The 23,164-nt window shown below is 50.8% G+C and carries 26 protein-coding genes, 1 tRNA gene and 1 pseudogene; 17 read left to right on the top strand and 11 right to left on the bottom strand.

Annotated features, from left to right (window positions below; all coding sequences use genetic code 11):
- Window positions 1-173 precede the first annotated feature (173 nt).
- The 4 genes from EPA93_RS31750 (at window position 174) to EPA93_RS31740 (ending at window position 2,746) form a co-directional block, all read left to right on the top strand.
- Window positions 174-1,256, top strand: a complete 1,083-nt coding sequence (locus EPA93_RS31750) for an SDR family oxidoreductase (protein WP_129891368.1) — start codon at window positions 174-176, stop codon at window positions 1,254-1,256.
- Window positions 1,257-1,372: 116 nt separating this feature from the next.
- A complete protein-coding gene (locus EPA93_RS31745) occupies window positions 1,373-1,762 on the top strand; it encodes a PPOX class F420-dependent oxidoreductase (RefSeq protein WP_129891367.1) in 390 nt (129 codons plus the stop codon).
- Between the two features lie 420 nt (window positions 1,763-2,182).
- Window positions 2,183-2,347: a hypothetical protein gene (locus EPA93_RS48640; RefSeq protein WP_165423522.1), complete on the top strand. Its 165-nt coding sequence runs from the start codon at window positions 2,183-2,185 to the stop codon at window positions 2,345-2,347.
- Window positions 2,348-2,670: 323 nt separating this feature from the next.
- Window positions 2,671-2,746 (top strand) — tRNA-Met (locus tag EPA93_RS31740).
- A gap of 292 nt (window positions 2,747-3,038) precedes the next feature.
- On the opposite strand, the gene EPA93_RS31735 is transcribed toward EPA93_RS31740, so the two are convergent.
- Window positions 3,039-3,701 (bottom strand): alpha/beta hydrolase, encoded by a 663-nt coding sequence (locus EPA93_RS31735; RefSeq protein ID WP_129891366.1) that lies wholly within the window; start codon window positions 3,699-3,701, stop codon window positions 3,039-3,041.
- A gap of 260 nt (window positions 3,702-3,961) precedes the next feature.
- Window positions 3,962-4,138 (bottom strand): annotated as a pseudogene (locus EPA93_RS31730) (transposase); the annotation flags it as partial.
- Window positions 4,139-4,281: 143 nt separating this feature from the next.
- Here EPA93_RS31730 and EPA93_RS31725 point away from each other — a divergent pair.
- Both EPA93_RS31725 and EPA93_RS31720 read left to right on the top strand, forming a co-directional pair.
- The gene (locus EPA93_RS31725; protein ID WP_165423520.1) at window positions 4,282-5,214 is read left to right on the top strand and encodes an AraC family transcriptional regulator; all 933 of its coding nucleotides are present in this window, start codon (window positions 4,282-4,284) and stop codon (window positions 5,212-5,214) included.
- A gap of 132 nt (window positions 5,215-5,346) precedes the next feature.
- Window positions 5,347-6,378, top strand: coding sequence for an aldo/keto reductase (locus EPA93_RS31720; protein ID WP_129891363.1), 1,032 nt, complete (start codon window positions 5,347-5,349; stop codon window positions 6,376-6,378).
- Between the two features lie 225 nt (window positions 6,379-6,603).
- Here EPA93_RS31720 and EPA93_RS31715 read toward each other — a convergent pair whose 3' ends face one another.
- Complete coding sequence (locus EPA93_RS31715) at window positions 6,604-7,506, bottom strand: helix-turn-helix transcriptional regulator (RefSeq protein WP_165423519.1); 903 nt, start codon at window positions 7,504-7,506, stop codon at window positions 6,604-6,606.
- Window positions 7,507-7,651: 145 nt separating this feature from the next.
- Between EPA93_RS31715 and EPA93_RS31710 the strand changes: the two genes are divergently transcribed.
- From EPA93_RS31710 to EPA93_RS31700, 3 genes are all read left to right on the top strand, one after another.
- On the top strand, window positions 7,652-8,113 hold the full coding sequence (locus tag EPA93_RS31710) for a RidA family protein (protein WP_129891361.1): 462 nt from the start codon (window positions 7,652-7,654) through the stop codon (window positions 8,111-8,113).
- A gap of 116 nt (window positions 8,114-8,229) precedes the next feature.
- Window positions 8,230-9,219 carry an LLM class flavin-dependent oxidoreductase gene (locus EPA93_RS31705; RefSeq protein ID WP_129891360.1) on the top strand — a complete coding sequence of 330 codons (990 nt, stop codon included), beginning with the start codon at window positions 8,230-8,232 and terminating at the stop codon, window positions 9,217-9,219.
- 174 nt (window positions 9,220-9,393) lie between these two features.
- Window positions 9,394-9,822 (top strand): PaaI family thioesterase, encoded by a 429-nt coding sequence (locus EPA93_RS31700; RefSeq protein ID WP_207229253.1) that lies wholly within the window; start codon window positions 9,394-9,396, stop codon window positions 9,820-9,822.
- 367 nt (window positions 9,823-10,189) lie between these two features.
- Here the strand turns inward: EPA93_RS31700 and EPA93_RS31695 are convergent, their stop codons facing one another.
- Complete coding sequence (locus tag EPA93_RS31695) at window positions 10,190-10,591, bottom strand: MerR family transcriptional regulator (RefSeq protein ID WP_129891359.1); 402 nt, start codon at window positions 10,589-10,591, stop codon at window positions 10,190-10,192.
- Between the two features lie 1,046 nt (window positions 10,592-11,637).
- Here EPA93_RS31695 and EPA93_RS31690 point away from each other — a divergent pair.
- Window positions 11,638-12,189 (top strand): hypothetical protein, encoded by a 552-nt coding sequence (locus tag EPA93_RS31690; protein ID WP_129891358.1) that lies wholly within the window; start codon window positions 11,638-11,640, stop codon window positions 12,187-12,189.
- Between the two features lie 196 nt (window positions 12,190-12,385).
- Here the strand turns inward: EPA93_RS31690 and rpsU are convergent, their stop codons facing one another.
- Together rpsU and EPA93_RS31680 are read right to left on the bottom strand one after the other, a co-directional pair.
- Window positions 12,386-12,571: a 30S ribosomal protein S21 gene (rpsU, locus tag EPA93_RS31685; RefSeq protein ID WP_129891357.1), complete on the bottom strand. Its 186-nt coding sequence runs from the start codon at window positions 12,569-12,571 to the stop codon at window positions 12,386-12,388.
- Between the two features lie 6 nt (window positions 12,572-12,577).
- On the bottom strand, window positions 12,578-12,925 hold the full coding sequence (locus tag EPA93_RS31680; protein ID WP_129891356.1) for a zinc-ribbon domain containing protein: 348 nt from the start codon (window positions 12,923-12,925) through the stop codon (window positions 12,578-12,580).
- Between the two features lie 462 nt (window positions 12,926-13,387).
- Between EPA93_RS31680 and EPA93_RS31675 the strand changes: the two genes are divergently transcribed.
- Complete coding sequence (locus EPA93_RS31675; RefSeq protein ID WP_129891355.1) at window positions 13,388-13,786, top strand: VOC family protein; 399 nt, start codon at window positions 13,388-13,390, stop codon at window positions 13,784-13,786.
- A gap of 274 nt (window positions 13,787-14,060) precedes the next feature.
- Window positions 14,061-14,747: a pentapeptide repeat-containing protein gene (locus EPA93_RS31670; RefSeq protein ID WP_129891354.1), complete on the top strand. Its 687-nt coding sequence runs from the start codon at window positions 14,061-14,063 to the stop codon at window positions 14,745-14,747.
- A gap of 130 nt (window positions 14,748-14,877) precedes the next feature.
- Here the strand turns inward: EPA93_RS31670 and EPA93_RS31665 are convergent, their stop codons facing one another.
- Complete coding sequence (locus EPA93_RS31665; protein ID WP_129891353.1) at window positions 14,878-15,813, bottom strand: TIGR03560 family F420-dependent LLM class oxidoreductase; 936 nt, start codon at window positions 15,811-15,813, stop codon at window positions 14,878-14,880.
- Window positions 15,814-16,115: 302 nt separating this feature from the next.
- Between EPA93_RS31665 and EPA93_RS31660 the strand changes: the two genes are divergently transcribed.
- Window positions 16,116-16,775, top strand: a complete 660-nt coding sequence (locus tag EPA93_RS31660; protein ID WP_129891352.1) for a TetR/AcrR family transcriptional regulator — start codon at window positions 16,116-16,118, stop codon at window positions 16,773-16,775.
- 22 nt (window positions 16,776-16,797) lie between these two features.
- Here EPA93_RS31660 and EPA93_RS31655 read toward each other — a convergent pair whose 3' ends face one another.
- On the bottom strand, window positions 16,798-17,205 hold the full coding sequence (locus EPA93_RS31655; RefSeq protein ID WP_129891351.1) for a cupredoxin domain-containing protein: 408 nt from the start codon (window positions 17,203-17,205) through the stop codon (window positions 16,798-16,800).
- 127 nt (window positions 17,206-17,332) lie between these two features.
- Between EPA93_RS31655 and EPA93_RS31650 the strand changes: the two genes are divergently transcribed.
- Window positions 17,333-17,956 (top strand): TetR/AcrR family transcriptional regulator, encoded by a 624-nt coding sequence (locus EPA93_RS31650; RefSeq protein ID WP_165423518.1) that lies wholly within the window; start codon window positions 17,333-17,335, stop codon window positions 17,954-17,956.
- A gap of 209 nt (window positions 17,957-18,165) precedes the next feature.
- Here the strand turns inward: EPA93_RS31650 and EPA93_RS51090 are convergent, their stop codons facing one another.
- The 3 genes from EPA93_RS51090 to EPA93_RS31635 all read right to left on the bottom strand — a co-directional run bounded on the left by EPA93_RS51090 (window position 18,166) and on the right by EPA93_RS31635 (window position 19,267).
- Window positions 18,166-18,429 carry a helix-turn-helix domain-containing protein gene (locus tag EPA93_RS51090; RefSeq protein WP_129891349.1) on the bottom strand — a complete coding sequence of 88 codons (264 nt, stop codon included), beginning with the start codon at window positions 18,427-18,429 and terminating at the stop codon, window positions 18,166-18,168.
- 321 nt (window positions 18,430-18,750) lie between these two features.
- Entirely contained in the window at window positions 18,751-18,978 is a 228-nt protein-coding gene (locus EPA93_RS31640; RefSeq protein ID WP_129891348.1) for a helix-turn-helix domain-containing protein, read from the bottom strand.
- 67 nt (window positions 18,979-19,045) lie between these two features.
- Window positions 19,046-19,267 (bottom strand): helix-turn-helix domain-containing protein, encoded by a 222-nt coding sequence (locus EPA93_RS31635; protein WP_129891347.1) that lies wholly within the window; start codon window positions 19,265-19,267, stop codon window positions 19,046-19,048.
- Between the two features lie 496 nt (window positions 19,268-19,763).
- On the opposite strand from EPA93_RS31635, the gene EPA93_RS31630 reads away from it, so the two are divergent.
- The 3 genes from EPA93_RS31630 (at window position 19,764) to EPA93_RS31620 (ending at window position 23,132) form a co-directional block, all read left to right on the top strand.
- On the top strand, window positions 19,764-20,006 hold the full coding sequence (locus EPA93_RS31630; protein ID WP_129891346.1) for a hypothetical protein: 243 nt from the start codon (window positions 19,764-19,766) through the stop codon (window positions 20,004-20,006).
- 567 nt (window positions 20,007-20,573) lie between these two features.
- Window positions 20,574-21,515 (top strand): alpha/beta fold hydrolase, encoded by a 942-nt coding sequence (locus EPA93_RS31625; RefSeq protein ID WP_165423517.1) that lies wholly within the window; start codon window positions 20,574-20,576, stop codon window positions 21,513-21,515.
- A 3-nt stretch (window positions 21,516-21,518) separates the two neighbouring features.
- Complete coding sequence (locus EPA93_RS31620; protein WP_129891344.1) at window positions 21,519-23,132, top strand: amidohydrolase; 1,614 nt, start codon at window positions 21,519-21,521, stop codon at window positions 23,130-23,132.
- Window positions 23,133-23,164: the final 32 nt, after the last annotated feature.

Below are 23,164 nucleotides of genomic sequence, written 5' to 3'. Positions count from 1 at the left end.
ATTTATGGAAACTAATATGTCCACAGGAAGCAGCGCTTTATCGGGTCGTGCCGGTGTCGAGATAAGCGGAGCGAGCCAGGTTAAGTAAGGGCTCCAGGGTGTGGAGCAGGGAGGGGCGCGAAGTGGAGCAGCGCTTTCTGGTGGCTTGCTTTATTCATAAAAGGGACAAGGCTATGAATGCTAGAGATGCCAGAGCAAATGAAAAGACGCGTAAGGTGGCCCTTGTTGTTGGGGCCCAAGGAGTCATTGGCCGCAATCTGATCGAGTATCTAAGCACGCTCGACGATTGGGATATCATCGGTCTCTCGCGGCGTCACGGAGAAGCGACTGAGCGTGTGCGCTACGTTACTGTTGATCTACTTAACCGGGAGGATACGCATGCTAAGCTTGGCAAGCTCACTCAGGTGACGCACATCTTCTTTGTGGCCTATCAGGATCGACCGAGCTGGGCAGAGCTTGTGGAACCCAATCTTACTATGCTGGTCAACGTCGTTGAGGCCATGGAGCCGGTTGCGCCAAACTTGCAGCATATCAGTCTGATGCAGGGCTATAAAGTCTATGGGGCGCATCTGGGACCATTTAAGACCCCGGCGAGGGAGAGCGATGCCGGCCACATGCCGCCCGAATTTATGGTCGATCAGCAGAATTTCCTTGAGCAGCGGCAGAAGGGCAAGGCCTGGAGCTGGTCGGCGATTCGCCCCTCGGTCGTAGCTGGCTTTGCCCTTGGCAATCCGTTGAATCTGGCTATGGTTATCGCGATCTATGCCAGTATCTCGAAAGAGCTGGGTTTGCCCCTGCGCTTCCCTGGTAAGCTGGGGGCTTATGACAAATTGCTTGAGATGACCGACGCGGGACTACTGGCCAGAGCGATAGTCTGGGCGGCAACCAATGAGCGCAGCGCCAATCAGGCCTTCAATATTAACAATGGCGATCTGTTCCGCTGGAGCGAGATGTGGCCAAAGATTGCGCGCTACTTTGATCTTGAGGTCGCGCCTCCTTTGCAAATGTCGCTCAATGTCGTCATGGCCGACAAAGAGCCGCTCTGGAACTCAATGATCGAGAAGTACGGACTTGAAAACATTCCTTATGAAGATGTCTCGTCCTGGAACTTCGGCGATTTCGTCTTCTCCTGGGACTATGATATGTTCGCCGATGGATCAAAGGCGCGCCGCTTCGGTTTCCACGAATATGTTGATACTGAAGCCATGTTTAAGGACATTTTCGATGATTTTCGCCGGCGAAAGATTATTCCTTAGCAAAATTAGCACCAGCCTTGGAGAGTGAGGGAATAGTGGAAAGTGTGTAAGGCTTTATCGTTATTAGAGATTCCGTTCAGCGTTTTTTCGGTAATAGCGTAGAGAGGATTTTTTCCATGGCAGATCTGCAAAATCCAAAGGTACAAAAAATATTGCATTCAAAGGCGTTCGCCCACCTGGCGACTATCGGAGCCGATGGCGCGCCGCAGTCTTCACCGATGTGGTTTCTCTGGGATGGTGAACATATCAAGTTCACGCATACGACTAACCGACAGAAATACCGCAATATTCAGCACGATCCACGCGTAGCGATCTCTATCAGAGATCTCGATGATCCCTACGCGTATGCCGAGTTTCGGGGCATAGTAGAGCGCATTGAAGAAGATCCTACTGGAGCCTTTTACGATACTCTGGCTGAACACTATGGATCTCCTGCGCGCTATCGGGGCGATCCGCGCGTGATCCTCTACGTTAAGGTTCAGCGCGTTGTGGGCCAGAATCTTTAAGTGGGAATAGTCTAGCTTTGAGGATAAGAGCAGGATGCCGGCAATCCTTTGCCTGGCACCCTGTCAGAGTGACGTGACGCGGCGCGGCGCAGGGTCTAGTTTGCACCTGCCTTAACCCCTGCATAGATCTGAAATCCTTGAAAGTTGACTACCACTTTTCTTTGGTCTTGTAGTATCATGTCCGCAAAGACGGCGAAGATACCTGTAGTAAAGTCCAACCCATAACAAAAGGAGATATGAGCTACCCTAGATTATTAAGGGAAGTTCATATCTCTATTATTGTTTTTGCTCGGCTATCAGATAACTATCCTACGTGAAAAGACATATGTTGAATAAGTTTGCTTATGATGTTATCATTTAAATAGAGTGTATATTTTTGCTCGTGGTAGTTCAGAAAAAAACAATGAAAGGACATGTATTATGGATCAGTCACAGAACGCGGAAGTGCTTGAGAAGAAGGAAGAAGAAAATCTCTTTGATCTGGATGTCAGGATCACGGATCAGCGTGTGGGTGAACCTGATACCAATACCCAAACTTGTACTGGTACGCGTTACTGCACCTTTGCATGCACGCGTGCATGTTAAGGGGCTATTAGATAATGTAATTTCATAACCCAGCGGTGGGAGGAGCGGAAACCCCTCCCACGAAAGTGTAGATTTTCCCTTTTTCAGGAAAGGCTATCAATTTTATTAGACTTCTGCTAAAGCCTTCAAAATGTTTCTGATCAGAGCTAGACCCTCGAAGCAGGATAGCGCAGGGGCGTTTCTGCTGAGCTACACCCGTCCCTGGAAAAGCCGAAAGAAGGTATTGACTGCTGATGAGAGCTATGCTATTATGTTGGGCGTAGAGCGGAGGGCTTTAGGTGTAAGTTAGATTGCATATAAAGCAAGCTCTATAAGCCAGATATGGCGGCGTAGCTCAGGCGGTAGAGCAAGGGACTCATAAGCCCTGTGTCACTGGTTCGAGTCCAGTCGCCGCTACCATTCAAGAGGAGCGTAACAGCTCCTCTTTTTTGTGCTATATTTGACAAGTCTCTTGCTCAGAACCCCCTATCCTTTGCTCACTTCTTTCAATAATTCCAACTATAAAATAGTATCTTATATAATGTTCTCGTGCTCATCAGTTCCTTGGTTGGACTAATTGAGCTAGCCATCATGTAAAGTGGACCCTTTTGTCAAGACAGGAGGAAAGGCAGTTGTAAGAGCTACTTTCCACCTTTTCTGTTCACTAACTGATCATTCTCTGATCGTTTGTTCCGTATATGTAGAAGATCATCTATTCGCGTCCAAATGCCCACGCCACCATCAGCGGGAACTCTTTTTGCCAGAACGCGCCGCCGTGCGATCCGACCCGCTCTTTCAGGACAACGTTCGCACCTGAATTGCGCAGCGCGGTCGCCCACCTCGTTGCGTTCTCAAGGAAGAACGGCTCTTGCGTGCCGGCAACAAGGTAGGTGCGCGGAATCCGACTCGGCATCACCTCAGTCGGTTTGTAGCCCGCACCCGGCGAGGCGCAGAAGATCGCACCGTAGACGTCGGGATGCCGGAGCCCAAGAGCGAGCGCAAGCTCTCCACCCGCCGAGGTACCCAACACCGCGGTGCGTGCAGTGGGCAGCGTTACTCCAAACCGCGACTCTGTCCATCGGCGGACGTCTTCGACGAAGAACTTCTCATGTGCTGTGAACCGTTCAGCGTCAAAGACCGGTGAGTACTCCTGGAGTCGCAGCTTCTCGTCCGTCAGCCCGTGTACTCCAACGATCATCGTGGGCGGGACGTCAGCTGCCTCCAGGAATCGGCCCCACTGCGAGATCCCCTGACCGTCACCGGCGAAGACGACTGCCTCGGGCGGATCTGGTGGGACGTAGACCGTCACGGGCCTCCCACCGTCGTAGTCGAACGTCTCGGGAACAAACGCTCCCGCGATTGCTCGGTCATTCATTTTTGCACCTCTGTCCTGGAAGCTTTTGTGAAATCTTGCGCGTAGGTAATGTGGACCTTTTTATCGAGACAGGAGGAAAGGCAGTTGTAAGAGTTACTTTCCTCCTTCTCACACTCAGCAATTCGGCTTGTTGCGTCAGAGGCAGTTCACGGCTTTCTCGTTCGATCAGAGCCACCCACTGCTCATGGCTCAGATTGGACACTTTTTTTGAGCCAGTTCACTTGCATCGTCAATTTGCCAATCTCGGCATACAACTCGGTTCATTGCTGCTCATGCGCGGCTTTGAGTTCTGCGGTGCTGTCCTGATTTTCAAACAGGCTCGCCATGCCTTCCAATGCGATTGACCTCCAGTTCTTTAATTGGGTCGGATGCACCTCATACTCGGACGCAATTTGAGCCAGGGTTTTCTCTTCTTTCAACAGTTCTTGAACAACTCTGGCCTTGAAAGCCTATGGATATTGCTTTCTCATCATTCCTTAGTATATCTTATTTCCCGTCCTTCCCTGTCCAAATTCTTGGATCTAGTATAATGTTTACCTTATATATATTTGGCAGCGATGATAGAATAGGAGCTCAAGGTATGATAAAAGAGTCGCGGCATATTCCTCTCTTCACCTCAACGCAGGACTTTGAGAACTATCTTCCCACTTCACCTGTGCTCTCCAGTCGGGAAAGAGGCTGGGAAGATTTGATGGTTCGTTTCTATCATGAGCCTGCCGACCTGGAGGAAACTATTTTTCCCGGCAGCGCCGATATTTATCTCGTCCTGATTACCAGCGGGGCTGTGCAGGCTGCTGAACGCGATCTCGATGGTCCCTGGAGCACCCAGCTGATTCAGGCTGGCGATTGGTATCTAAGCCCGGCAGGGGGCGGACCTTATGCACTTCGCTGGAAGAGCCTCTCTGACGAGCCGCTGAAAACGCTCCATCTGCACTTGAGCGCAGATGTATTCAGGCGAATGGTGCAGCAAGTAGGGGATCGCGATCCTCAGCGCGTGATACTTCAGGAGCTCACAGGCTTTCAAGATCCGCTCCTGACTCAGCTGGCCCTCTCTCTTCAACAAGAACTACAGGCGCCAGTTTCTGATTCCGTGGGCAAGCTCTATGCCCAGACCGCTGCGCAACTGCTGACCACTCATCTCCTGCGCTGCTACGTGACGAGCAGCATATCCGTTCCTGAATATCGGGGCAAGCTCTCCTCGCGCCAGATGCGCCGCTTGAGCATGTTTATTCAAGAGCATCTTAACCAGAACCTTTCCTTAGAGCTACTGGCTCAGCAGGTTGGATTCAGCCCCTACCATTTTGCCCGCCTCTTTCGTCAGACAACCGGGATTAGCCCACACCGCTTTGTCCTTCAAGAGCGCCTGGTTGCAGCTGAGCGCTTGCTTAAAGAGACTGATTGGCCGCTTGCTCAAATTGCTGCAGAGATCGGCATCTCCAACCAGAGCTATTTTACCCAGACCTTTAAGCGCCATAAGGGAATAACGCCGCTGCTCTATCGCCAACTGCGCTAAAGATGAGCATATATTCGATAATATTCGCACGAAAACAATAACTTGTCTGCGACTTTGGCGTGTATCATATATAAGCACCTGCTCACAGAGTATTCTTGATGAGCGTAATCACTTTATAAAGAGAGGTGAAATATGCAATACACGCGATTGGGCAATACAGGCCTCATCGTTTCTAAATTTGCCCTGGGCTGTATGACCTTTGGCTCTGGCGAAGGCGCACTTGGCTCTGTCTATAAGGTAAATCAGGAAACAGCTAATAAGCTGGTAGAGCGTGCGCTTGAGGCAGGCGTAAATTTTTTTAATACTGCGGATGCCTATGCCGATGGACAGTCAGAGGTGATGCTGGGCAAAGCGCTTGGGAAACGTCGTCAAGATGTCGTGATTGCAACCAAGGTGGGCAACCGCATGAGTGAGGCCTTGATCGATCAAGGGCTATCGCGTCAACACATCCTTGCCTCGGTCCAGGGTAGCTTGAAGCGCCTGAATACAGATTATATAGATGTCTATCTTGTCCACAGGCTCGATCCCTATACTCCCCTGGAAGAGACGCTTGAGGCCCTCGATACTGTGGTGAAACAGGGAATGGTGCGTTACATCGGCTTCTCCAACTGGCCAGCCTGGTTGGCGGCCAGGGCGGTGGGCTTGCAGCATGAGCATCACTGGGCTCAATTCAGGGCCGCCGAGATGTACTATTCGTTAGTAGGACGCGATCTTGAGCATGAAATAGTTCCCTTTGTCGAGGATGCGGGCATTGGAATTATGGTCTGGAGCCCGTTGGCCAGCGGTTTCCTGAGCGGGAAGTATACCCGCGAGAATCCCGGGGGCAATGGTGGCCGCCTGACTGGCTTTGATATTATTCCGTTTGATCGCGAGCGCGGTTACGATGTCGTGGAGAGATTGCGCGAAATTGGTGGACAACATAACGCCTCACCTGCTCAAGTTGCCCTGGCCTGGCTGCTCTCTCGCCCCAGCGTCACCTCGATTTTGATAGGAGCGAGTAAAATGAGTCAGCTTCAGGATAATTTGGGCGCTGCTTCCCTCTCGTTAAGCGTAGATGAACTGGCCGAACTTGATAAGCTGACCGAGCCGCGTGCAATCTATCCAAACTGGTTTAACGCAACCATCTACGATGCACAGGCGCGCGCTGCCCTGAATACCAGGTGAGGTGGCCAATACATTGGGATGCACAGGTATGATGATTGTAGCAGATACCCTTCTACACCATAAGTGGCTACCAGGCGACCAATCCAAAGGTCCCGAGTATCTTCTGCTTACACTTTTTCCTGTCTCTCTAAGGCCTTGCGCGTCAGATGAACTCTCCTGATCCTTTGACCTGTCTGCCATACAAGATGTGATTGGCCGGCGAAAATGTTGTGCCAGCGAGGCGGCTTAAATGGCGAGCCGTCTCGATGGCTTGCTCTGAGCTGGCATATTCAATGATGCATTGTCCAGCTCTAGAAGCTGGTGCAACTTGTGCTTGCTAGGCTCGTCGGCCGTAACATACATGTGGCAGCGAATATCAGGGTATTCAATGACTTGAAAAGTAAGGCTCTCAAAGTGCATGCGACCGGCACGGGGATGGTCAAGCGTTTTATGGCCCGTGCAGGTAGTGCGCACGTTGTGCTGTGCCCACTGCTCACTGAAGCGTGGGCTTGCCTGCTTTAAGTTTTCGATAAAGGCTAGCAGCTCTGGATCATCCAGATGACGGTTGGCTCTTCCCCGGAAAGCTTCGAGCACTTCCTGCGCATATTGCTCTCGTTCGCTAAACACAGTAATGCGCTGGCTAAAGGGATTCTGCACGTAAAGCAGCCAGAGCATATTGCGCTTATCCTCAGGTAGCGCCGCGAGGTCGCCAAAAACATAGCTGGCGGCTCTATTCCAGGCCAGTAGATCGTAAGTGTAGCCGGTTAGCAGGGCTGGAATGTTTCCTAGCTCGTCGAGGACGCGCTGATAGAGGGGAAGCATATGCTCCTCTAGCCTTGTGACCCTGGCTGGAGGGGGCAGATTGGCCAGCGTAAAGAGATGTTCACGTTCAGCGGCGCTCAACTGGAGAACGTTGGCCAGGCTCGCCAAAATACTGCTCGATACCTGGATATCGCGCCCTTGTTCAAGGTAGGTATACCATGTCGTGCTGACGCCAGCGGCAATCGCGACTTCTTCACGCCTGAGACCCGGTGTACGTCGCCGGGGAGCCTTTGGCATGCCAATCTGTTCCGAAGAAAGACGTGCGCGACGCGTACGCAGAAACTCTCCTAGTTCTTCTCGCCGCTGCTTCTCACTCTTTTGTTGCATGCGTGACTTTCCCTCCTCAATTATTGCCCTGGTGTGCATAATGCTGGCACTCACAATGCTACCATAATTGCTGTCTGGTTCTCAAATCTTAGCTGGGTTATGCTCATAGTAACACATGAAGCTAAATAAAAAGGAGAGCCTTTCTATGAGTAAGATTGAGCAGAGATTACAGAAACTCGGCTACGTTCTACCGGCTGTCTTTCATCCTGCAGGAAGCTATGAGCCATATGTGATTACCGGAAATCTGCTATATCTCTCAGGAGCCGCACCGCAAACGCCTGAAGGAAAGTGGGTGGTCGGTAAGGTGGGAGCAGAATTCACAGCCGAGCAGGCGTATGAACATGCGCGCCTGGTGGGTATGCAGCTGTTGGCGGTGATGAAAGAAGCGCTGGGCGATCTGAGTCGCGTGAAGCGCGTAGTGAAAGTGCTGGGGATGGTCAATGCAGAGCCAGAATTTACTGAATATACAAAGGTTATCAATGGCTGCTCGGATTTGTTTGCTGAGGTATTAGGCGAAGCCGGTAAACACGCTCGTGCGGCCGTAGGTATGGCTGGCTTGCCGGGCAACGTTTCTGTTGAGGTAGAGGCCATTGTAGAGATCGCATAAGAAGAGCAGAGAGGCTATAACGGTTTCATCCCAGCCTCTCTGTCCTGCCTTCTGCAGGAGAACTTGTGCTTTGCTTCGTAGAGTAGTTGGAATATAGAGGAAAGAGAACAAAGACTATGACGATCTTGCAGAGGCCCCGCTTTGGCCTGGTTTTGCCCAATCGCGGTGTGGTGACAGGTACAATAACTGTGGAAGAGATGTTGACCCTGGCGAGACAGGCCGAGGATGGGGGCTGGGATTCGGTCTGGGTTGGAGATTCTCTACTAGCCAAGCCGCGCCTTGATGCGCTGGTCTTGCTGGGAGCGCTGGCTACGCACACGAAGCGGGTCAGGTTGGGTCCGGCCAGCTTTACCAGCACGCCGCTACGCAATGCTTTACAACTTGCCTTTCAATGGTGTAGCCTTGATGTTATGGCACAGGGTCGTATGATTTTTAATGCAAGCCAGGGCACATCCGGCCATTCGGGCGGTGCTTTTACTAACGAGTATGAGACGTTTCGTGTTGAACCCTCCTCGCGTATGCGGCGCATGGAGGAGGCTATAGAGATCTTGCGGCTCACCTCTGCTCGGGAGCACGTGAGCTACGAGGGCGAGTATAATCGCTTTAGCGAGGTCACTGTGCTGCCGCGTCCGCTACAGCAGCCGCTTCCGATCTGGATCTCGACAGGTACAGATCCGCGCAAGCCGAAAATGACCGCGCGGGCTTTACGCAGAGTAGCGAACTATGCCGATGGTTGGATGGCGATCAGACGTACCCCGGAGCTGTTTGCCAGTAATCTTGCCGATATTCGGCGCTATGCTCATGAGGGGGGCAGGGTGCTGAGAGACGATTTCGAGGCTTGCCTGTTTCTCGATATCAATATTAATGATGATCGTGAACAAGCCTTCAAGGAATGCAAACAGTTTTTGGAGAAGTACTACGGGCTGGAATTTTCGCGCGAGATAATTGAGATGCAGGTTGCCTTTGGCTCCCCGCAGGCTTGTATTGAGCGCATAAGGGAGTTTATGCGGGTCGGAGCAACAACCTTTACGCTGCGTATTATCGGACCCGGAACACAGAGGCAGTTTGAGCGCATTTCGCGTGAAGTGTTGCCTGCTTTTGCTTAGCCGGCGGCGATTCTGGCAGCATCTGGCAGTATCTGGCATGGAAATGGCAGTGGCTATAAGTATAACATTATCAAGGATGATATCTTGTCGGGCGGGCGCAGGCTGCTATGCATCTTTGCGTAGGCTAGCGGTCCCGCTAATAGTGTTAAGGATTGTTACAGAAGGAGAACTTGCGTGAGTACAGCCGAGGACCGCCCCCTCTCCGGGGCCGAGATGATACGTCAGTTTTTGCCTTTATCCCCTTATGTGACCTACCTGGGAATACAACTTACCACTATGGAGCGTGATCTGGCCACCTTGACCTTGCCTTTTAGAGAGCCAATGGTCACTATCGGTACCGTAGTGCATGGCGGGGCGATTGCCTCGTTGATCGATACTGCTGCGATGGTGGCGGCCTGGTCGGGTGCCGAGCAGCAGGCTAAACTTCGTGGCTCGACGGTTGGCCTGACCGTTAGCTATCTTGCCCCTGCTCAGCAGGAAGATATTATAGCGACGGCTCGTGTGCTCCGGCGCGGACGCAGCCTGGTTTATCTGGATGTCGAGGTTAGCGGCGCTAGCGGGAATCCCGTGGCCAGAGGACTGGTTACCTATAAGCTGGGCTAATGAGGAGGCTTGTACAAAGCTTAATTGCCTGGCTGGCGCGAAACACGAGAAGATGTGGATAATCTTTTCACGTACCCACCCCAGTTCTTTTGTAGGTATCTTGATTAATGTTGTGAAAAATCTATCCACATCTTGTTATGAGTGTACTTTGCTTGAGGTTAATATACAATATCATTCTTAGTCCGATAAGAAGTTCGATATATTTCTAATTTGCAGCGTCTCCAAGCTATGACTGTCGCAGCCATTAGCGAGTATTGTACACGCTCTGCTAAATCTCTTGCCTCAGTGACAGTTGAAGCATCAACGCAAGTAACGAAGCAGCGTTATTATTGACTGATGCAATGCATTATGGTTACTTGACAATACTCTAGACCCCGACTTTGTTTCTGGCATCTTGCTTCGCGCCGGCCGCGGTCACGCGCTGTGTAAGATAAGCCCTGGCCTTTTCGAGAGAGGCGATCTGGTTTTCAATCTCCGCTAGCTTCTCCTGATAAAGGCTGAGCCCTTCGGGACAGCTTTCTATATCTGTTCCATTGTGGGATTTGGCTAGCTCATCAGAATTGCTACAGAAGACAATATCGAAAATCTCGTTAGTACTCAAGCCCAGACCCAAATAGAATTGAATGGTCCTTACCCGCTCAATAGCTGTCTGGTCATAGAAACGATAGCCGTTCTCGGCCCTATGTGGAGATAACAATTGCTTTGCTTCGTAATAGCGCAATGAGCGGATACTTACCCCTGTCTGGCGCGCAAGCTCACCAATATTCATGCTTCTGTCCCTTTCCTCTTTCCCGTTTTCTAAGCTTATGTTAAAGGCTAACATCATGTCAGATATATATTGTAAAGTATGACATCATGTTAGGGTCAAGATATAATTTGCTTCTGGCCAATGAGCAGTTCCGGGAGCTGTTTATGGTGCATGACGGCTGGTCAGGGAGGTAAAAAAAGAGGATATGTAGCAGCACGCTCACTTTCCGGGAACTCTTATGCTCTTCTTTGTGTGCCGCTACATATCACTACCTAGCTAGCAGTGTACCCAGTCGAGTGGGGAATCCGCAATATCGTACACAATCGATATGTTTATTGATATATAAAGATTAACTGATAATCATCAACTCAAGTATAGCCCATTTTGACTGCCTGTGCATATGATTGTCTGTATGAGGCAGGTGTGAGCTTAGCACTAGCTCACCTCGATTGGAACCTGTAAGCCTTCGATTTTTCCGGCTAGATGATTTGTGGGTTCTAGATTCAAGTTTTTTGCCATCAGCGGAAATTTATAGCTGAGACTCATCGTAGAGCCAGGCTTAAGCTCGTCCGAGGGTAGTACATAGAGAGGACCTGTAGAGGACTGTCCATTGGGGACGCGCTGATTGATAATAAAGTCCTGAGGCGAGCTTCCATCGATTTTTAACTTAGCGCCAGGGAAGCAGAAAGTCAGGAGCAAAGCAGTTTGGGAATTTACATAAGAAATTTTATTACAATAATTTCTTATTTGCTCTTTTAAATTGAATATTGATAATATGTAAACTATACTATTGATATGCCTTACAAGATGGTTGGAGCAGAGGAGCAAGGAAGCTCGCATTTCTGATAGCTCGCTTGCCAGCGGAAGAGGTGAACGCTTTTCTGCTCATTAGCTGCTCGTCACTGTAGATTGGCGCTTTAATGCCAAGTTCATAAGTGTGTGCAGGGCCATTGACCGCAAAAGCGCTTTAGCAGAGCTGAAAAGGAAGAGGTGGTTAATGACCTCTGCTTTACAGGCTCCTATTTTACCCCACTCGTTTGGGTGAGTACCTGGAAAGGAATCGCACGATGAAACTCACCGTGCTTATGCACCTTCGCTTCATTCGTCTGCTGTTCTGTGCGCTATTGCTCGTGGCTTGCCTTGCCATTAGTAGTGGCGCGGCTCACGCCTCCCCCGCTGTTCTTACCTGCCTGGCTGGCACATTTACCAACACCTATTCGCCAGGTATTACCAATACGCGGCAATCCATTAAAATCTCTGCACATGAGGATCTTGATGACTGCACCGCTACTGGATCAAATCTGACAGCCGGAAGTACCTCTTATTCTGTCACCGTCACCACTTCTTGTCTACTTGGCATTAATATTCCCAGCATCTCGTCAGCAGTCTATCACTGGAATGACGGATCAAGCAGTACTATCGCGACCATCACAGACATATCCACACGCCTGGTTAACGGCACTCTTCAGGTTACTGCCACCGGGCATGTGGTAGCTGGCTATGGCAGCGGATCTCTCGCTACCTATACAATCGTTCTGCCCCAGTTGGACCCGTTGAAGTGCGCAACGCCCCAGGGAGTCACGCAGCAACAGGGGCCTGAATCATTGAATTTCGTCTAGTATTGCGCATCTTTCCAGCGACCTCCTGCTATTTCTGTGGCTATGCTATAGAGGCTGGTGTGCGGTAAAAACGTTGAGGGCAGCCCTATACGAGCTTTAGAGGCGTTAGGGGAAACAAAAGAGGACGTATCCACAAATCTATCAAGGATACGCCCTTCTCTAGTTATTTTCGGTTTTTTGGAGCCGCTTATTGAACCTAGAAGCGCGCGCGCCGTTGCTTACGGCGATGGGCCTCGGCCTTGCGCTTGCGTCGAGCCTGAGGGCTCTCATAATGCCTGCGTCGTCGTGCTTCGGCCAGGATACCTGATTGCTGAACTTTGCGACTAAACTGCTTCAATGCTACATCAAACGATGTACCGGGATTAATGATTGTCTGACACATCAGCGATTACCAGCGCGATCTACTGCTGGCATGACGGCTCTCACGTGGCTGATAGCAGTCCTGGCAGTAAACTGGACGGTCTTCTCTCGGCTGGAAAGGCACAAGGGCCTCATTTCCACAGTTTGCGCAGGTTGCTGAATACATAGGGCGCTCTTCGCGCTCGCGATATCCACCACCGCGTGATCCACCTGATCTATCGCGGTATCCACCACTTTGCTTACGGGCGGCTCGGCATGAGGGGCAGCGGCTGGGGGTGTTAGTTAGCCCACGACTGGCAAAGAATTCTTGTTCACCGGCTGTGAAGGTAAATTCCTGATTGCAATCGCGACAATACAGTATCTGGTCTGTCAACATTAGCTCTCTTTCTCAAATTCCGCTTAGCGGATCGATGTTTGTATTCCTGTATCGCGCGTTATTCCACAAGTTAAGGGTTCTTTTCTCTATGCAACAAGCACTCTACAAGTATTTCTACAAGTATACCACGTCTTGCTACAGAGCACAAGGGCTATTCATGATGTGTCAAAGCTCAGCAGTAGGGCTATAAAGCCGCTTTAAGCGCGGCCTTTGGGACTATGACTCATGCGGCTCTGCTACGCGTCGCGGCGCCATTTTGTGCCTTTCAGGCTCCATAGTTTCTCGGGCCAGAAACCGGATTTTGGGTTATTTAGAGTCAGATAGGATCAGGACAAATTTAGGACCGATTATTTCCTTTACTCTTGATATACTACAGGGGAATGAAAGAGAGTGAAATTTGTCGAGGCTCACAAATCTGAAAAGCTCAACATATTTCGCTTAAGGCTATAAGGAGTTTATGAAATGAAATTCATTAACAGTCGTTTGCTGGTCAATGACTTTGCAGCCTCACTTAAATTTTGGCGCGATGTCATGCAACTGGTTCCTAAATATGAGGATGCGTCAATGGGCTATGCCTATTTTGATACGGGCAATGGGGGCCTGGAGATTATGGGCCGCGCGGATTTTGCGACTTTTCTCGGCCAGGTTGCACCAACATCAACTCCTGCAAGCTATCCAGCGGCCTTTGTGTTCCAGGTTGATGATGTTGACGCGAGCTATACACAGCTTGTGGAGCGCGGCGCTACCTCTGTCTCGGGCCCGCTGGATCATCAAGAAGTAGGCGTGCGCTCGGCCCAGGTCGCTGATCCTGATGGTTATGTGGTAGAAGTATATAACGCGCTGGCTAAGCCAAATGCTTGAGAGCGGTAACAGCTACCCGGCTTTGTGTTTGAATAGGACTTGCTGCTCGCCTAAAGCTGGCCAGCCGGCAAAGTATGGAGCTTACGGCTATCAATAAGTATGACGACTTATTGACCTGAAGTTATGTAGTGAGTTAGTGCCCTATTCAGTCCTCTGCACCTGAGAGAGCGGCTGGAATAGGGCCTTTTTGTTTGTGGCCTTATAGAACATATTTACAACAAGGGAGGAAATGCTTATAGTTAATAGCAAAAGAAACTTGTGTCTGGAGTAATTGATGAACAAACGCAAGACGATAGGGAAGCAGATCAAGGCTCCTAAGCTTCCACGTCATGAGCTTGAACAGGGCCTTCCCGATGCTTCTATGCGCGATCGCAGCTATTATGCGCAGCTTGAAATCGCGCAATCAGATCTAAGCGGGCAGGTGGCGGAACATATCTCCTTTGACCAGGCTATATTTCAGCGCACACGGCTAGATAAGACGTTCCTGAAGAAGGTACAGGTTCTGGATAGTCGCTTGAGTGCCTGCGACCTGGCCAATGCCGAGTGGAAAGAGATGTCATTGTGCCGGGTGGAGTTGCTTGGCTGCCACATTACCGGCTGGCAGTGTAGCGAGGCGCAATTGCAGGATGTGTTATTTAAAGAATGCGGAGGTAGTTTTGCTCAGTTTGCTCTCTCCAGCTTTAAAAGCGTCTGCTTTGAGAACTGTGACCTGGAAGAAGCCAATTTTATGGATGTAGATCTCTCTAAGACGTCATTCATTAATTGTAATCTGCGAGGCGCTGACTTCACCGGTACAACCCTGGCGAGCGTTGATTTGCGCAGCTCTCAACTGGATGGCGCTCGTCTAGGACCTCGTGAGCTCAAAGGCGCTATCATTAATCCATCTCAAGCACTGGCTTTTGTGCGTAGTCTGGGCATCAGCGTTACTTCCCTGGATGAGCTCGCCGAGACAATATCCTGAAAACTCTTTTCGTTCTGCTTTCACAGAAATGCCAGGCAGGCAACTCTAAAGCTCAGAGCTGCCTGCTGACCCGTTCTTTTTGCGCTTGAGGGTTAAAGTTAAGTCAACCTGATGTACAGATGAAATATCTTTAGCCGGCTATGAACTCCTGGGCAAAGCGGCGCAGAGCATTCAGATCTGTTGAATCGGGGAAGCGGAGCATTAGCTCTTGCGTGCCCACAGCTTCAAATTCGGCAATGCGCTGGCGAATCGTGGTAGGGCAGCCAATCAGTCCAGTTCGACTGAATAATGTGCGTGCTGCTTCAGGAACTTTTGCCAGAGCCTGCTCATCTGTATCGGCCAGTGCACAATAAGAACCAGCTGTGCGGTAAATGCTCTCATAGTCGCGCCCGACAGCTGCGCAATGCTCTTTGAGGACCGCGAATTTGTGCTCAAGCTCACTGGGAGTGCCAAATACGTTGCAGGCATCGGCGTACTGAGCTACAAGCTTGAGCGTTGCCTGTTCGCCATTGCCACCGATGAGCAAAGGGATATGGGGTTTCTGCACACCTTTGGGCTGATTGATCGCGCCGTGTACCTGGTAATACTTGCCTTCAAAGGTTGCCTCTTCCTCGCTCCACATGGCTAGCAAGATCTTGATGGCTTCACGCATCTGGCGCGTACGTGTAGGTACATCGGGAAAATCATAGCCATAGCTCTGAAAGGCGCTGGCAAGCATGGGAGAGCCGGAACCGATGCCTACAGTGAGGCGGCCATGGCTCATGATATCCACGGTACTGGCCATTTTGGCCAACAGGGCCGGATTGCGCAGCCCGCTATAGGTGACGGCCTGGCCAATTCGTATGCGTTTGGTGTCGCGTGCCAGGGCCGCTGTCGTGGTCCAGCTCTCGAAAAGTAAATTTGACTCGGACAAAAGTACATCAGGTATCCAGACGGCGGCAAAGCCCAGCTCCTCGACTGTCTGCACGACGCGCGTCATGCTTTCATAAGCATCGACCGGATCTGTAAATCTGTTTAGCTCATTCAGCGCTCCATTGGGAACGGCTAGACTAAAACGCAGTGCCATAACTGCTTACCTCTTTTCTTTCTCTGCGAGAATGCTTGCTTTCCTGGGCATGAAACGATATGATAGTCTATACTATCATTACAATGAGAATTGGTCAAGAATGAGGGAACTCTATTTTCGGCTGGATTGGATAGGCGCTATGCAGTGCCGCCTATGAGAAATCTGCCTGCCAAAGCTAATAATATGCGCCGGGTTTTTTAAGGACAGCAATATACGGGTGGATATGTTAGAATAGAGTCTCTCGTACCTTTTGCACGAGAAAAAGTAGAGCTCGCGTAGCGCTGTGAGATTGGAGGAGACATATGCGAACATGGTCTGAAGATCATCCTAAAGCCCGCCTGCTTGAGCGCAAGCAGGAAGCAATCAAAGTGGCGGCCAGAGAATTATTCTTGCAGCATGGCTATGCCAATACAACTATGGAGATGGTGGCGGCGCGCGCTGGCGTCTCGATCATGACTCTCTATCGTCACTTTCGCAGTAAAGATATTCTGTTTCAGGCCATGATTGAGCATCTATGTTGTCACCAGGCCAAGCCTGCGCGCGAGACCTTCTGGGTGGGAAGCCCGGCCGAAGTGCTGCACCGCCTGGGACAGGTGCGACTCTCTCAGATACTTGATCCTGATGAGATCGCGCTCTATCGCGTAATTATTGGCGCGCAGGAGCAGTTTCCCGAGGTTGGGCAGATGTATTATCACCTGCGCTACGAGAAAGTAGTGGAACCTCTAAGCCGGTATTTTACGCAACTAGATCAGCAAGGAAGCCTGCATATTCCCGATCCAGCAAGCTCTGCAAGAGTGTTTTTAAGTCTGCTGCAGGGTACGATCATCGAGCGCTTGCGCCTGGGTGTGGAACCTATGTCGAGCGATGAGGAGATTTCCAAACATATTGAAGCCTGTGTGGCGTTTTTTCTTGCTGCCCATCGCCCGGCTGAGCGCGCGCCAGAAGCGAACTCACAAGTATAATCTATGTGGCGCGCTCGCTCGCTTATTGCACGATAACTGTGAGGTTCATGTTGTGATGGAGGGGACAATAGAGCTTGAAGGTGCCGGCTGTAGTAAAGGGACCAAGCTTTGTTATAGTATTGCCCTCAACCTTGATATCTTTGACTGCGGGCGCTCCTGGCTCTCTGGCCGGTTTAGCTGTATCGTTCTCCCAGGTGCCGTTAGCGATAACATGCTGGTTTGAAGTATCGGAAACCACGGTAAGACTTTCCCCCTTTTTAATCGCTATCGACGCTTGCGTGAAGGTGTTTTTTCCCATATGGATCTGGGGACCGGAAATGTTCGCGGTATTTGCCGTACTGCTTGTGCTGGCGGTACTACTGCCACAGGCCACGAGCACGAGGCTAAGCCCGCTGAATAAAATGGAAACGAAAAGCAACTTTTTAAGCATAATGCGCCTTTGCTATACTATATTTACTTTGAACCTATCGCATTTTGGGTGATTTACGATATAATTATCGTAAATTAACAGGAAAATTATACGACAATTATATCGTATTTTCAAGAGGAGGATGATGATGAGCGTCAATCAGGAGCGGCGGCTCGCGCGGCGGCAAAAACGTGGCCAGCGCCGGGTAGAAGATATTCTGCGAACTGCGGGAGAGATATTTGTGGAGCAGGGCTATGATCATGCCACAACCCAGATGATCGCCCAGCGGGCTGATGTTTCTGCAGGCTCGCTCTACCAATTCTTTCCTAATAAGGAAGCGATTGCTATGGCTTTTGTCGAGCAGTCTGTGCAGCGGCTCCAATGCCTCTACGACGAGCACATACTTGTGCCAAAAGCTTTAGAGCTACCCTTGCCTCGCTTTATCGATCATTACATTGATGCTCTCATCGCCTTCAATCAGAACAATCCTGGCTACTTCTCGCTTATGCAGTCGGCAACGCTCTCTCCCCAGCTTATTAGCGCTATGCAGGGGCAGCGTCAGGAAATCTCAGTTCGTATAATGCGTGTAGTTCAGGCCTTTGCGCCTGGAAGTACGCCCGAGCAGTGCGAGGTTCTTGCTGTGGTCAGCTATCGTGTCTTCCTGGCGTTACTTCCGGTCATTTTACAGGCCGATGAGCAGCGAAAACAGATATTCATAAAGGAATTGAAGACAATTCTGTTTCGCTATTTTGCGCCGCTGCAGGAGAGATGAGTAAGCTTGCGCTCTCCCACTGAGCAGGAGTCGCGCCGCGAACCAGCGGGGCTCGCGCCCCGTGCCCCCGGTTAAGGGCGAGCCCTTAACAATCCCTTTTCTGAAGAAAGGGAAAGCGCTACCTACAAAAGGGAGGGCAGCTTTCTGTTAGCTGGTGGTTTGTGGTCAATAGCTTTGTGCGGGGCAAAACGCTCTATGTAAAGGCCGCCTCAGTCTTCTAACTCATCCCCAGCGCCGGATGCTGCGGATGGCTGTTCGGCTTCAGGTGCGCTGTCTATGCTCTCTATGAGCTCAGAAATGTCTACTTCTAGCGCCATAGCTAGCCTGTCCAACGATCTCAATGTTACGCTTGTATTGATAGGATCGCGAAAAAGCCTCTGAATGGTCTTAAGATCAACGCCTGAGCGTATAAATAATTTCCTTTGGCTTATATGCCTTTTCTGGGCAATTTCTCTTACCTTCAAGCGGTACATCCAGGTCTCCTTGTTTAGCGGTCATTACCAGCGCAGTGTATCAATTCACTAGGGAAATTTGCAGTTGGTAAAATTTCCTTACGCTTGAAGGTAGTAGGGAAAATTACCATACCCTTGACAGGGTATGTAAAAATTACATATACTATTAGGTGGTAGGGAAAATTCCATACACCATGTTTTAATCGGCTATTTCGAGAGGAGAATTTAATCGTGCTGGCGAGAGGCCAGCAACCAGTGTGGATCAACTGAGATTATTAATCTCGCTGTGCTCTCAAGAGGGGCGCGATGGCAATGTAATAGCTTGAAAGTATCTTCAAGAGCTCATTCGTCAGCTGATGGATGATTATCATCATCTTCGATAAGGTCTCTTGAGGGAACGCCTAAAATCTCAGAGAGTCTGGCCAGGGTGGTTAGATTGATCTCGGCATAAGGATCGCGAAAGATCTTTCTGATCACGGTATAAGATACTTCGCTGCGATTATGCAGTTTAGTCATGGATAGACCCTTTTCCCTGGCAATTTCTTTTATGCGCAATTTTATTTTTCTCATAACTTTCAGTATCCTCAACGGAAAACGCCAGAGCTAGGGAATGTCTGCAGGTTCTGGGGATGCTTGCTCATTCGTCAATCGGCGGCGGATCGGGAGCATCTTCGACCAGATCCTTAATAGATACTCCTAGCGCTTTGGCCAGCCGGTCCAGCGTTACTGTTGAGGTTTCGGCAAACGGATCGTTTACAATGCGGTAAACAGTCTTGTTATCAAGATTAGCTTTACGGGCCAGCCGAGCAATACTTAGCCCTTTAGCTTCTGCAATTTCTTTCACTCTGAGCCGTATCATACTAACACATCCTTAGTCTCTCAAAAGGTACTTATAGGGAAGTGTATCAAAACGAAAACAGTACAGGAATACGCTCTGAACGTTAAGCTTATAATGTAACCATTGAAATGTACACGCTGTAATGGTAAATTAGTAGTGAATGATATCGTCATTCCATTGCAAAAACGTAGTGCGGTTCTTTAGTAATTGGTTTGGATGAGTGGTAAGGAAGAAAGGTCAACATGATGTATACCAGACCAGATAGCACTTCTCCGGGGCGTTTGAGCAAACTGATATCGATCCGACAGGAGAGCTTGATTATGCTAGATCAGTTGAATCAAGCTCATCTCTTGAAGCAGATGGCTATGCTCCCATCCGAGAAGTGCTACGCAGAAAATCTGTTTAACTGTTGCTATGATTGGCTGCAGCGCAACAACATTGCGTTCTCTTACAATGAAAAGGAACATCTCTATCTGCTCGTTAGTCTTTCAGTATCCTCAACGGAAAGGAATAGAGCATGCTAGAGCCGAGAGAATATCTGCCAGTCCTGGCGGCGCTGAACGCCACGATGAACGTGATCAACACCACAAGCGATTCCACGCTCTTTACACGCGCCCATATCCTTTACAGCGAATGTCTGAGCTTTCTGCAGCGCAAAGATGTTCCCGTAATCTTTAACGAAGAGCGCGCCTGTTTTGTCGTGGATACCCTGAAAATAGCGCGTCGCAAAGCCATGCTAAAAGCCGCGCTACAAGTTTAGATTATCTCATACTCCTCCGTTCTCGTTTTCCAGCAGGAAGGCCCTGATCTTACACGGCGAGGTCAGGGTCTTCTTGCTGTGTTAGGGCCGTATTTGAGCGTAAGCCGGCGGAATAGCACAGAATATAATTGACCTGACAGAAACCAGGGAATTGGACGCCTATGATCTCCCTATTTATGAGGTACAATATGAGTAACAGCGCATCAATAAACTTAGTTCCGTACATGTAAGCTGACCAGATTCCTGCAAGGAGTGTAACATTGTCTACTTCCTCGTGTATCTCGAATCCGCATCGATCTCCATTTTGTCAGCTACGACAGCCCTTTTTACGTTATTTGCCTATGGCTCTCGACGTGCCAGGGGCAGTGAGCTATGGCGCTGCGAGGTTGGTAAGGTGTGATCTCCCCACCATGATTCTGCTTGCTGTGAGAAGCTATAAGCTCTCAGCCCTTGCCAGGGACAATGCGTTACGCCTGCCCCCGGTTTGTAGCCGAAGGGAAAAGAGCCAGGCCCTGGTAAGTGTCAACCTTCTTTCATACTCATAATCTGAACAAGCGAGGCATGCACATGATAAAGCCGCATAGCTCCTTTGTCGATGTTAATGATATACGTCTACATTATCTGGAATGGGACCCGGCAAAAATTTGTCAGGACCCGGCAACTGCGAACGCAGATAACTCCTTTGAGCAAGACAGCGACGATCTGCCCATTGTGCTGCTGCACGGCTTGAATGCCACCGCCGATACCTGGCGCTTGTTAGCCGAGCAGATTTGTTCGCAGCGCCAGCTTATCGCCTTTGATCTACGCGGCCATGGGCAGAGCGATCAGCCGGAAGATGGTTACGATCTTGTCACTATCGCTGAGGACATCATAAGCGCTATGGCCACGCTGGGTCTGGGGCAAGTGGCTCTGGTCGGACATGGCCTTGGCGCACGCATCGCCCTGGTTCTTACCGCGCGCCATCCGGCTCTCATCAGCCATCTTGTGCTCGTCGATTGTCCTCTTGTGGAACCCAAACATTGGCCGGGCATGACCCGCGAGCGCTTTATTCGCGATAAGGAGACGCCGGATATCTATGCTTCGGAGCAGCACTATTTACAAACCATGCAAGACGAGATGGCTTCGTTCTGGTCCCCGGACGTCGAGGCTATTCTTAAGACATATATTCGCGAGCTGCCCAATGGACATGTAGAGGAGGGCTTGCGAACCTCCTATCAGCGCCAGATGCGCGAATCGCTCTGGGAGGATCGCGCATTGTCCTATTACAGCAAGCTCACCTGCCCTGTGCTACTCGTGCCCGCAGCCGATCAGCCTCACCCTGACGAGGAACTACCCGAACGTCTGGAAAACGCTGACGAGTTTGCGGCAGCTAAGGGCTATATGGCAGCCCAGGTTGCCCGGACTATTCCACGCTGCACGGTGCTCTGGATGCCAGATACTACCCATGAGATCCAATTGCAGCGCCCACAACTGCTAGCCCAGGCTATTGCTAATTTTGTCAAGGAGTAAAACATGAGCGTAGTCCTTTATCTAAACGGCAATCTCTACACAATGGATGCTGCGCAGCCGCGCGCCCAAGCCATGGCCATCGATGAAGCGAGCGGACGCATTCTGGCCGTAGGCTCCAACGATGAAGTGCGCCGCGTAGGAGGTCAGCACAAAGAGCTGATAGATCTGCGCGGCAAGACGGTTCTGCCCGGCTTCATTGACTCGCATATCCATCTGCTGCACACGGCACACCGAACTCATGAGATCGATGGCGCCAATTGTCATAGTGAGGAAGAGGTTGCCGCTCTTGTGCGCGAGCGTGCCGCGCAGACCCCTAAAGGAAACTGGATACTGGGTGGTCACTGGCATCGCCATAATTGGAGCGATGATAGCTTTCCCACCAGAGCTTCGCTGGATGCCGCAGCGCCCGAGCATCCCGTGGCGCTCTGGAGCAATGATGGGCATGTGGTCTGGGTCAATTCGCTTGCCCTGCAATTGGCCGGGATCACTGCCGAGACCCCGGAGCCCGCCACCGGAGCTATTTTGCGCGATGGCTCGGGCGAACCGACTGGCCTCTTGCAAGAAGAGGGCGCTACCTCGCTGATCTCGCGTATTATTAAGCCGCACGATGTCGCCACAAATCGCATCTTGATCGAGCGGGTCTTAGCCGAGCTGCGCCGCTGCGGCATTACCACAATCCATGATATTGAGGGCGAGGACTCCTTACAGCTTTTCCAGGAGTTGCGCGATCAAGGCAGGCTGGATATGCGCGTACAGATGATCTTGCCGCGCCAGATGCTGCCCCAACTGCGGGCCTATGGTATTAAGAACGAGGATAATGATCTTTTGCGCGTAAGCGGCATCAAGATTTTTGCCGATGGCACGCTGGGCTCGCAGACAGCGGCCATGCTTGACAGCTTTGAGGGCAATCCAGGCAATTATGGTATTCTCAACCTGCCCGAGCAAGAAATGAAGGCGACCGTCAAAGACGCCGCCGCCATGAATCTCATGGTCGCTATTCATGCCATCGGCGACCGCGCGGCTCGCGTAGCCCTCAATTCGATCGAGTATGCTCAAAGGGTGCTGGCTGAGGAGGGCAAAAACGCTGATGCCGCCTCGCGCCTGCGTTACCGCCTGGAGCATGTGCAGCTAATCGCCAACGAAGATCTTGAGCGCATGCGTCGTCTTGGCGTCGTGGCCTCGGTCCAGCCTTATCATGCCATTGCCGATCGCGATCTGGCCGAACGCTATTGGGGCAAACGCCATCGTCATGCCTATGCCTATCGCACCATCCATGAAATGGGCATTCCCATCTCTCTGGGCTCCGATTCGCCGGTAGAGACCTTTGATCCCCTGACCATTCTCTATAGCGCTACCACCCGGCGCGATCCCTCAGTTGAGCGCCCGGCCTGGCTACCTGACCAGGCGCTACCTATCGTCGATGCGCTCTGGGGCTATACCCTGGGCTCAGCCTATGCGGGCGCCGAAGAGCAGCATAAGGGCTCGCTCACTGCTGGCAAATTAGGGGATGCTGTCGTCCTGCGCGAAGATATTCTGAGCACCCCCCAAGAAAAGATGCCCGAAAATGGAGTACAGGCAACCATTCTTGGTGGTAAGGTCATCTACGGTCTGGTATAAGTTCATGCTCGGCCGAGGTGGGCTTCCCCGCT

Origin of the sequence: Ktedonosporobacter rubrisoli (genome assembly GCF_004208415.1) — a bacterium.
Classification (GTDB): Bacteria; Chloroflexota; Ktedonobacteria; order Ktedonobacterales; family Ktedonobacteraceae; genus Ktedonosporobacter; species Ktedonosporobacter rubrisoli.
The sequence above is the reverse complement of the archived record's forward strand: the minus strand, read 5'-3'. Positions and strand labels throughout refer to the sequence as shown.

Bases quoted from the DNA above. Each gene is read 5' to 3' on its own strand.
- EPA93_RS48640 (WP_165423522.1), top strand. From the start codon at position 2,183: ATGGATCAGTCACAGAACGCGGAAGTGCTTGAGAAGAAGGAAGAAGAA.
- EPA93_RS31640 (WP_129891348.1), bottom strand. From the start codon at position 18,978: ATGAGAAAAATAAAATTGCGCATAAAAGAAATTGCCAGGGAAAAGGGT.
- EPA93_RS31620 (WP_129891344.1), top strand. From the start codon at position 21,519: ATGAGCGTAGTCCTTTATCTAAACGGCAATCTCTACACAATGGATGCT.
- EPA93_RS31720 (WP_129891363.1), top strand. From the start codon at position 5,347: ATGCAATACACGCGATTGGGCAATACAGGCCTCATCGTTTCTAAATTT.
- EPA93_RS31670 (WP_129891354.1), top strand. From the start codon at position 14,061: ATGAACAAACGCAAGACGATAGGGAAGCAGATCAAGGCTCCTAAGCTT.
- EPA93_RS31705 (WP_129891360.1), top strand. From the start codon at position 8,230: ATGACGATCTTGCAGAGGCCCCGCTTTGGCCTGGTTTTGCCCAATCGC.
- EPA93_RS31750 (WP_129891368.1), top strand. From the start codon at position 174: ATGAATGCTAGAGATGCCAGAGCAAATGAAAAGACGCGTAAGGTGGCC.
- EPA93_RS51090 (WP_129891349.1), bottom strand. From the start codon at position 18,429: ATGTACCGCTTGAAGGTAAGAGAAATTGCCCAGAAAAGGCATATAAGC.
- EPA93_RS31690 (WP_129891358.1), top strand. From the start codon at position 11,638: ATGAAACTCACCGTGCTTATGCACCTTCGCTTCATTCGTCTGCTGTTC.
- EPA93_RS31655 (WP_129891351.1), bottom strand. From the start codon at position 17,205: ATGCTTAAAAAGTTGCTTTTCGTTTCCATTTTATTCAGCGGGCTTAGC.
- EPA93_RS31710 (WP_129891361.1), top strand. From the start codon at position 7,652: ATGAGTAAGATTGAGCAGAGATTACAGAAACTCGGCTACGTTCTACCG.
- EPA93_RS31725 (WP_165423520.1), top strand. From the start codon at position 4,282: ATGATAAAAGAGTCGCGGCATATTCCTCTCTTCACCTCAACGCAGGAC.
- EPA93_RS31715 (WP_165423519.1), bottom strand. From the start codon at position 7,506: ATGCAACAAAAGAGTGAGAAGCAGCGGCGAGAAGAACTAGGAGAGTTT.
- EPA93_RS31665 (WP_129891353.1), bottom strand. From the start codon at position 15,813: ATGGCACTGCGTTTTAGTCTAGCCGTTCCCAATGGAGCGCTGAATGAG.
- EPA93_RS31735 (WP_129891366.1), bottom strand. From the start codon at position 3,701: ATGAATGACCGAGCAATCGCGGGAGCGTTTGTTCCCGAGACGTTCGAC.
- EPA93_RS31635 (WP_129891347.1), bottom strand. From the start codon at position 19,267: ATGATACGGCTCAGAGTGAAAGAAATTGCAGAAGCTAAAGGGCTAAGT.
- EPA93_RS31695 (WP_129891359.1), bottom strand. From the start codon at position 10,591: ATGAATATTGGTGAGCTTGCGCGCCAGACAGGGGTAAGTATCCGCTCA.
- EPA93_RS31745 (WP_129891367.1), top strand. From the start codon at position 1,373: ATGGCAGATCTGCAAAATCCAAAGGTACAAAAAATATTGCATTCAAAG.
- EPA93_RS31625 (WP_165423517.1), top strand. From the start codon at position 20,574: ATGATAAAGCCGCATAGCTCCTTTGTCGATGTTAATGATATACGTCTA.
- EPA93_RS31660 (WP_129891352.1), top strand. From the start codon at position 16,116: ATGCGAACATGGTCTGAAGATCATCCTAAAGCCCGCCTGCTTGAGCGC.
- EPA93_RS31680 (WP_129891356.1), bottom strand. From the start codon at position 12,925: ATGTTGACAGACCAGATACTGTATTGTCGCGATTGCAATCAGGAATTT.
- rpsU (WP_129891357.1), bottom strand. From the start codon at position 12,571: ATGTGTCAGACAATCATTAATCCCGGTACATCGTTTGATGTAGCATTG.
- EPA93_RS31650 (WP_165423518.1), top strand. From the start codon at position 17,333: ATGAGCGTCAATCAGGAGCGGCGGCTCGCGCGGCGGCAAAAACGTGGC.
- EPA93_RS31630 (WP_129891346.1), top strand. From the start codon at position 19,764: ATGCTAGAGCCGAGAGAATATCTGCCAGTCCTGGCGGCGCTGAACGCC.
- EPA93_RS31675 (WP_129891355.1), top strand. From the start codon at position 13,388: ATGAAATTCATTAACAGTCGTTTGCTGGTCAATGACTTTGCAGCCTCA.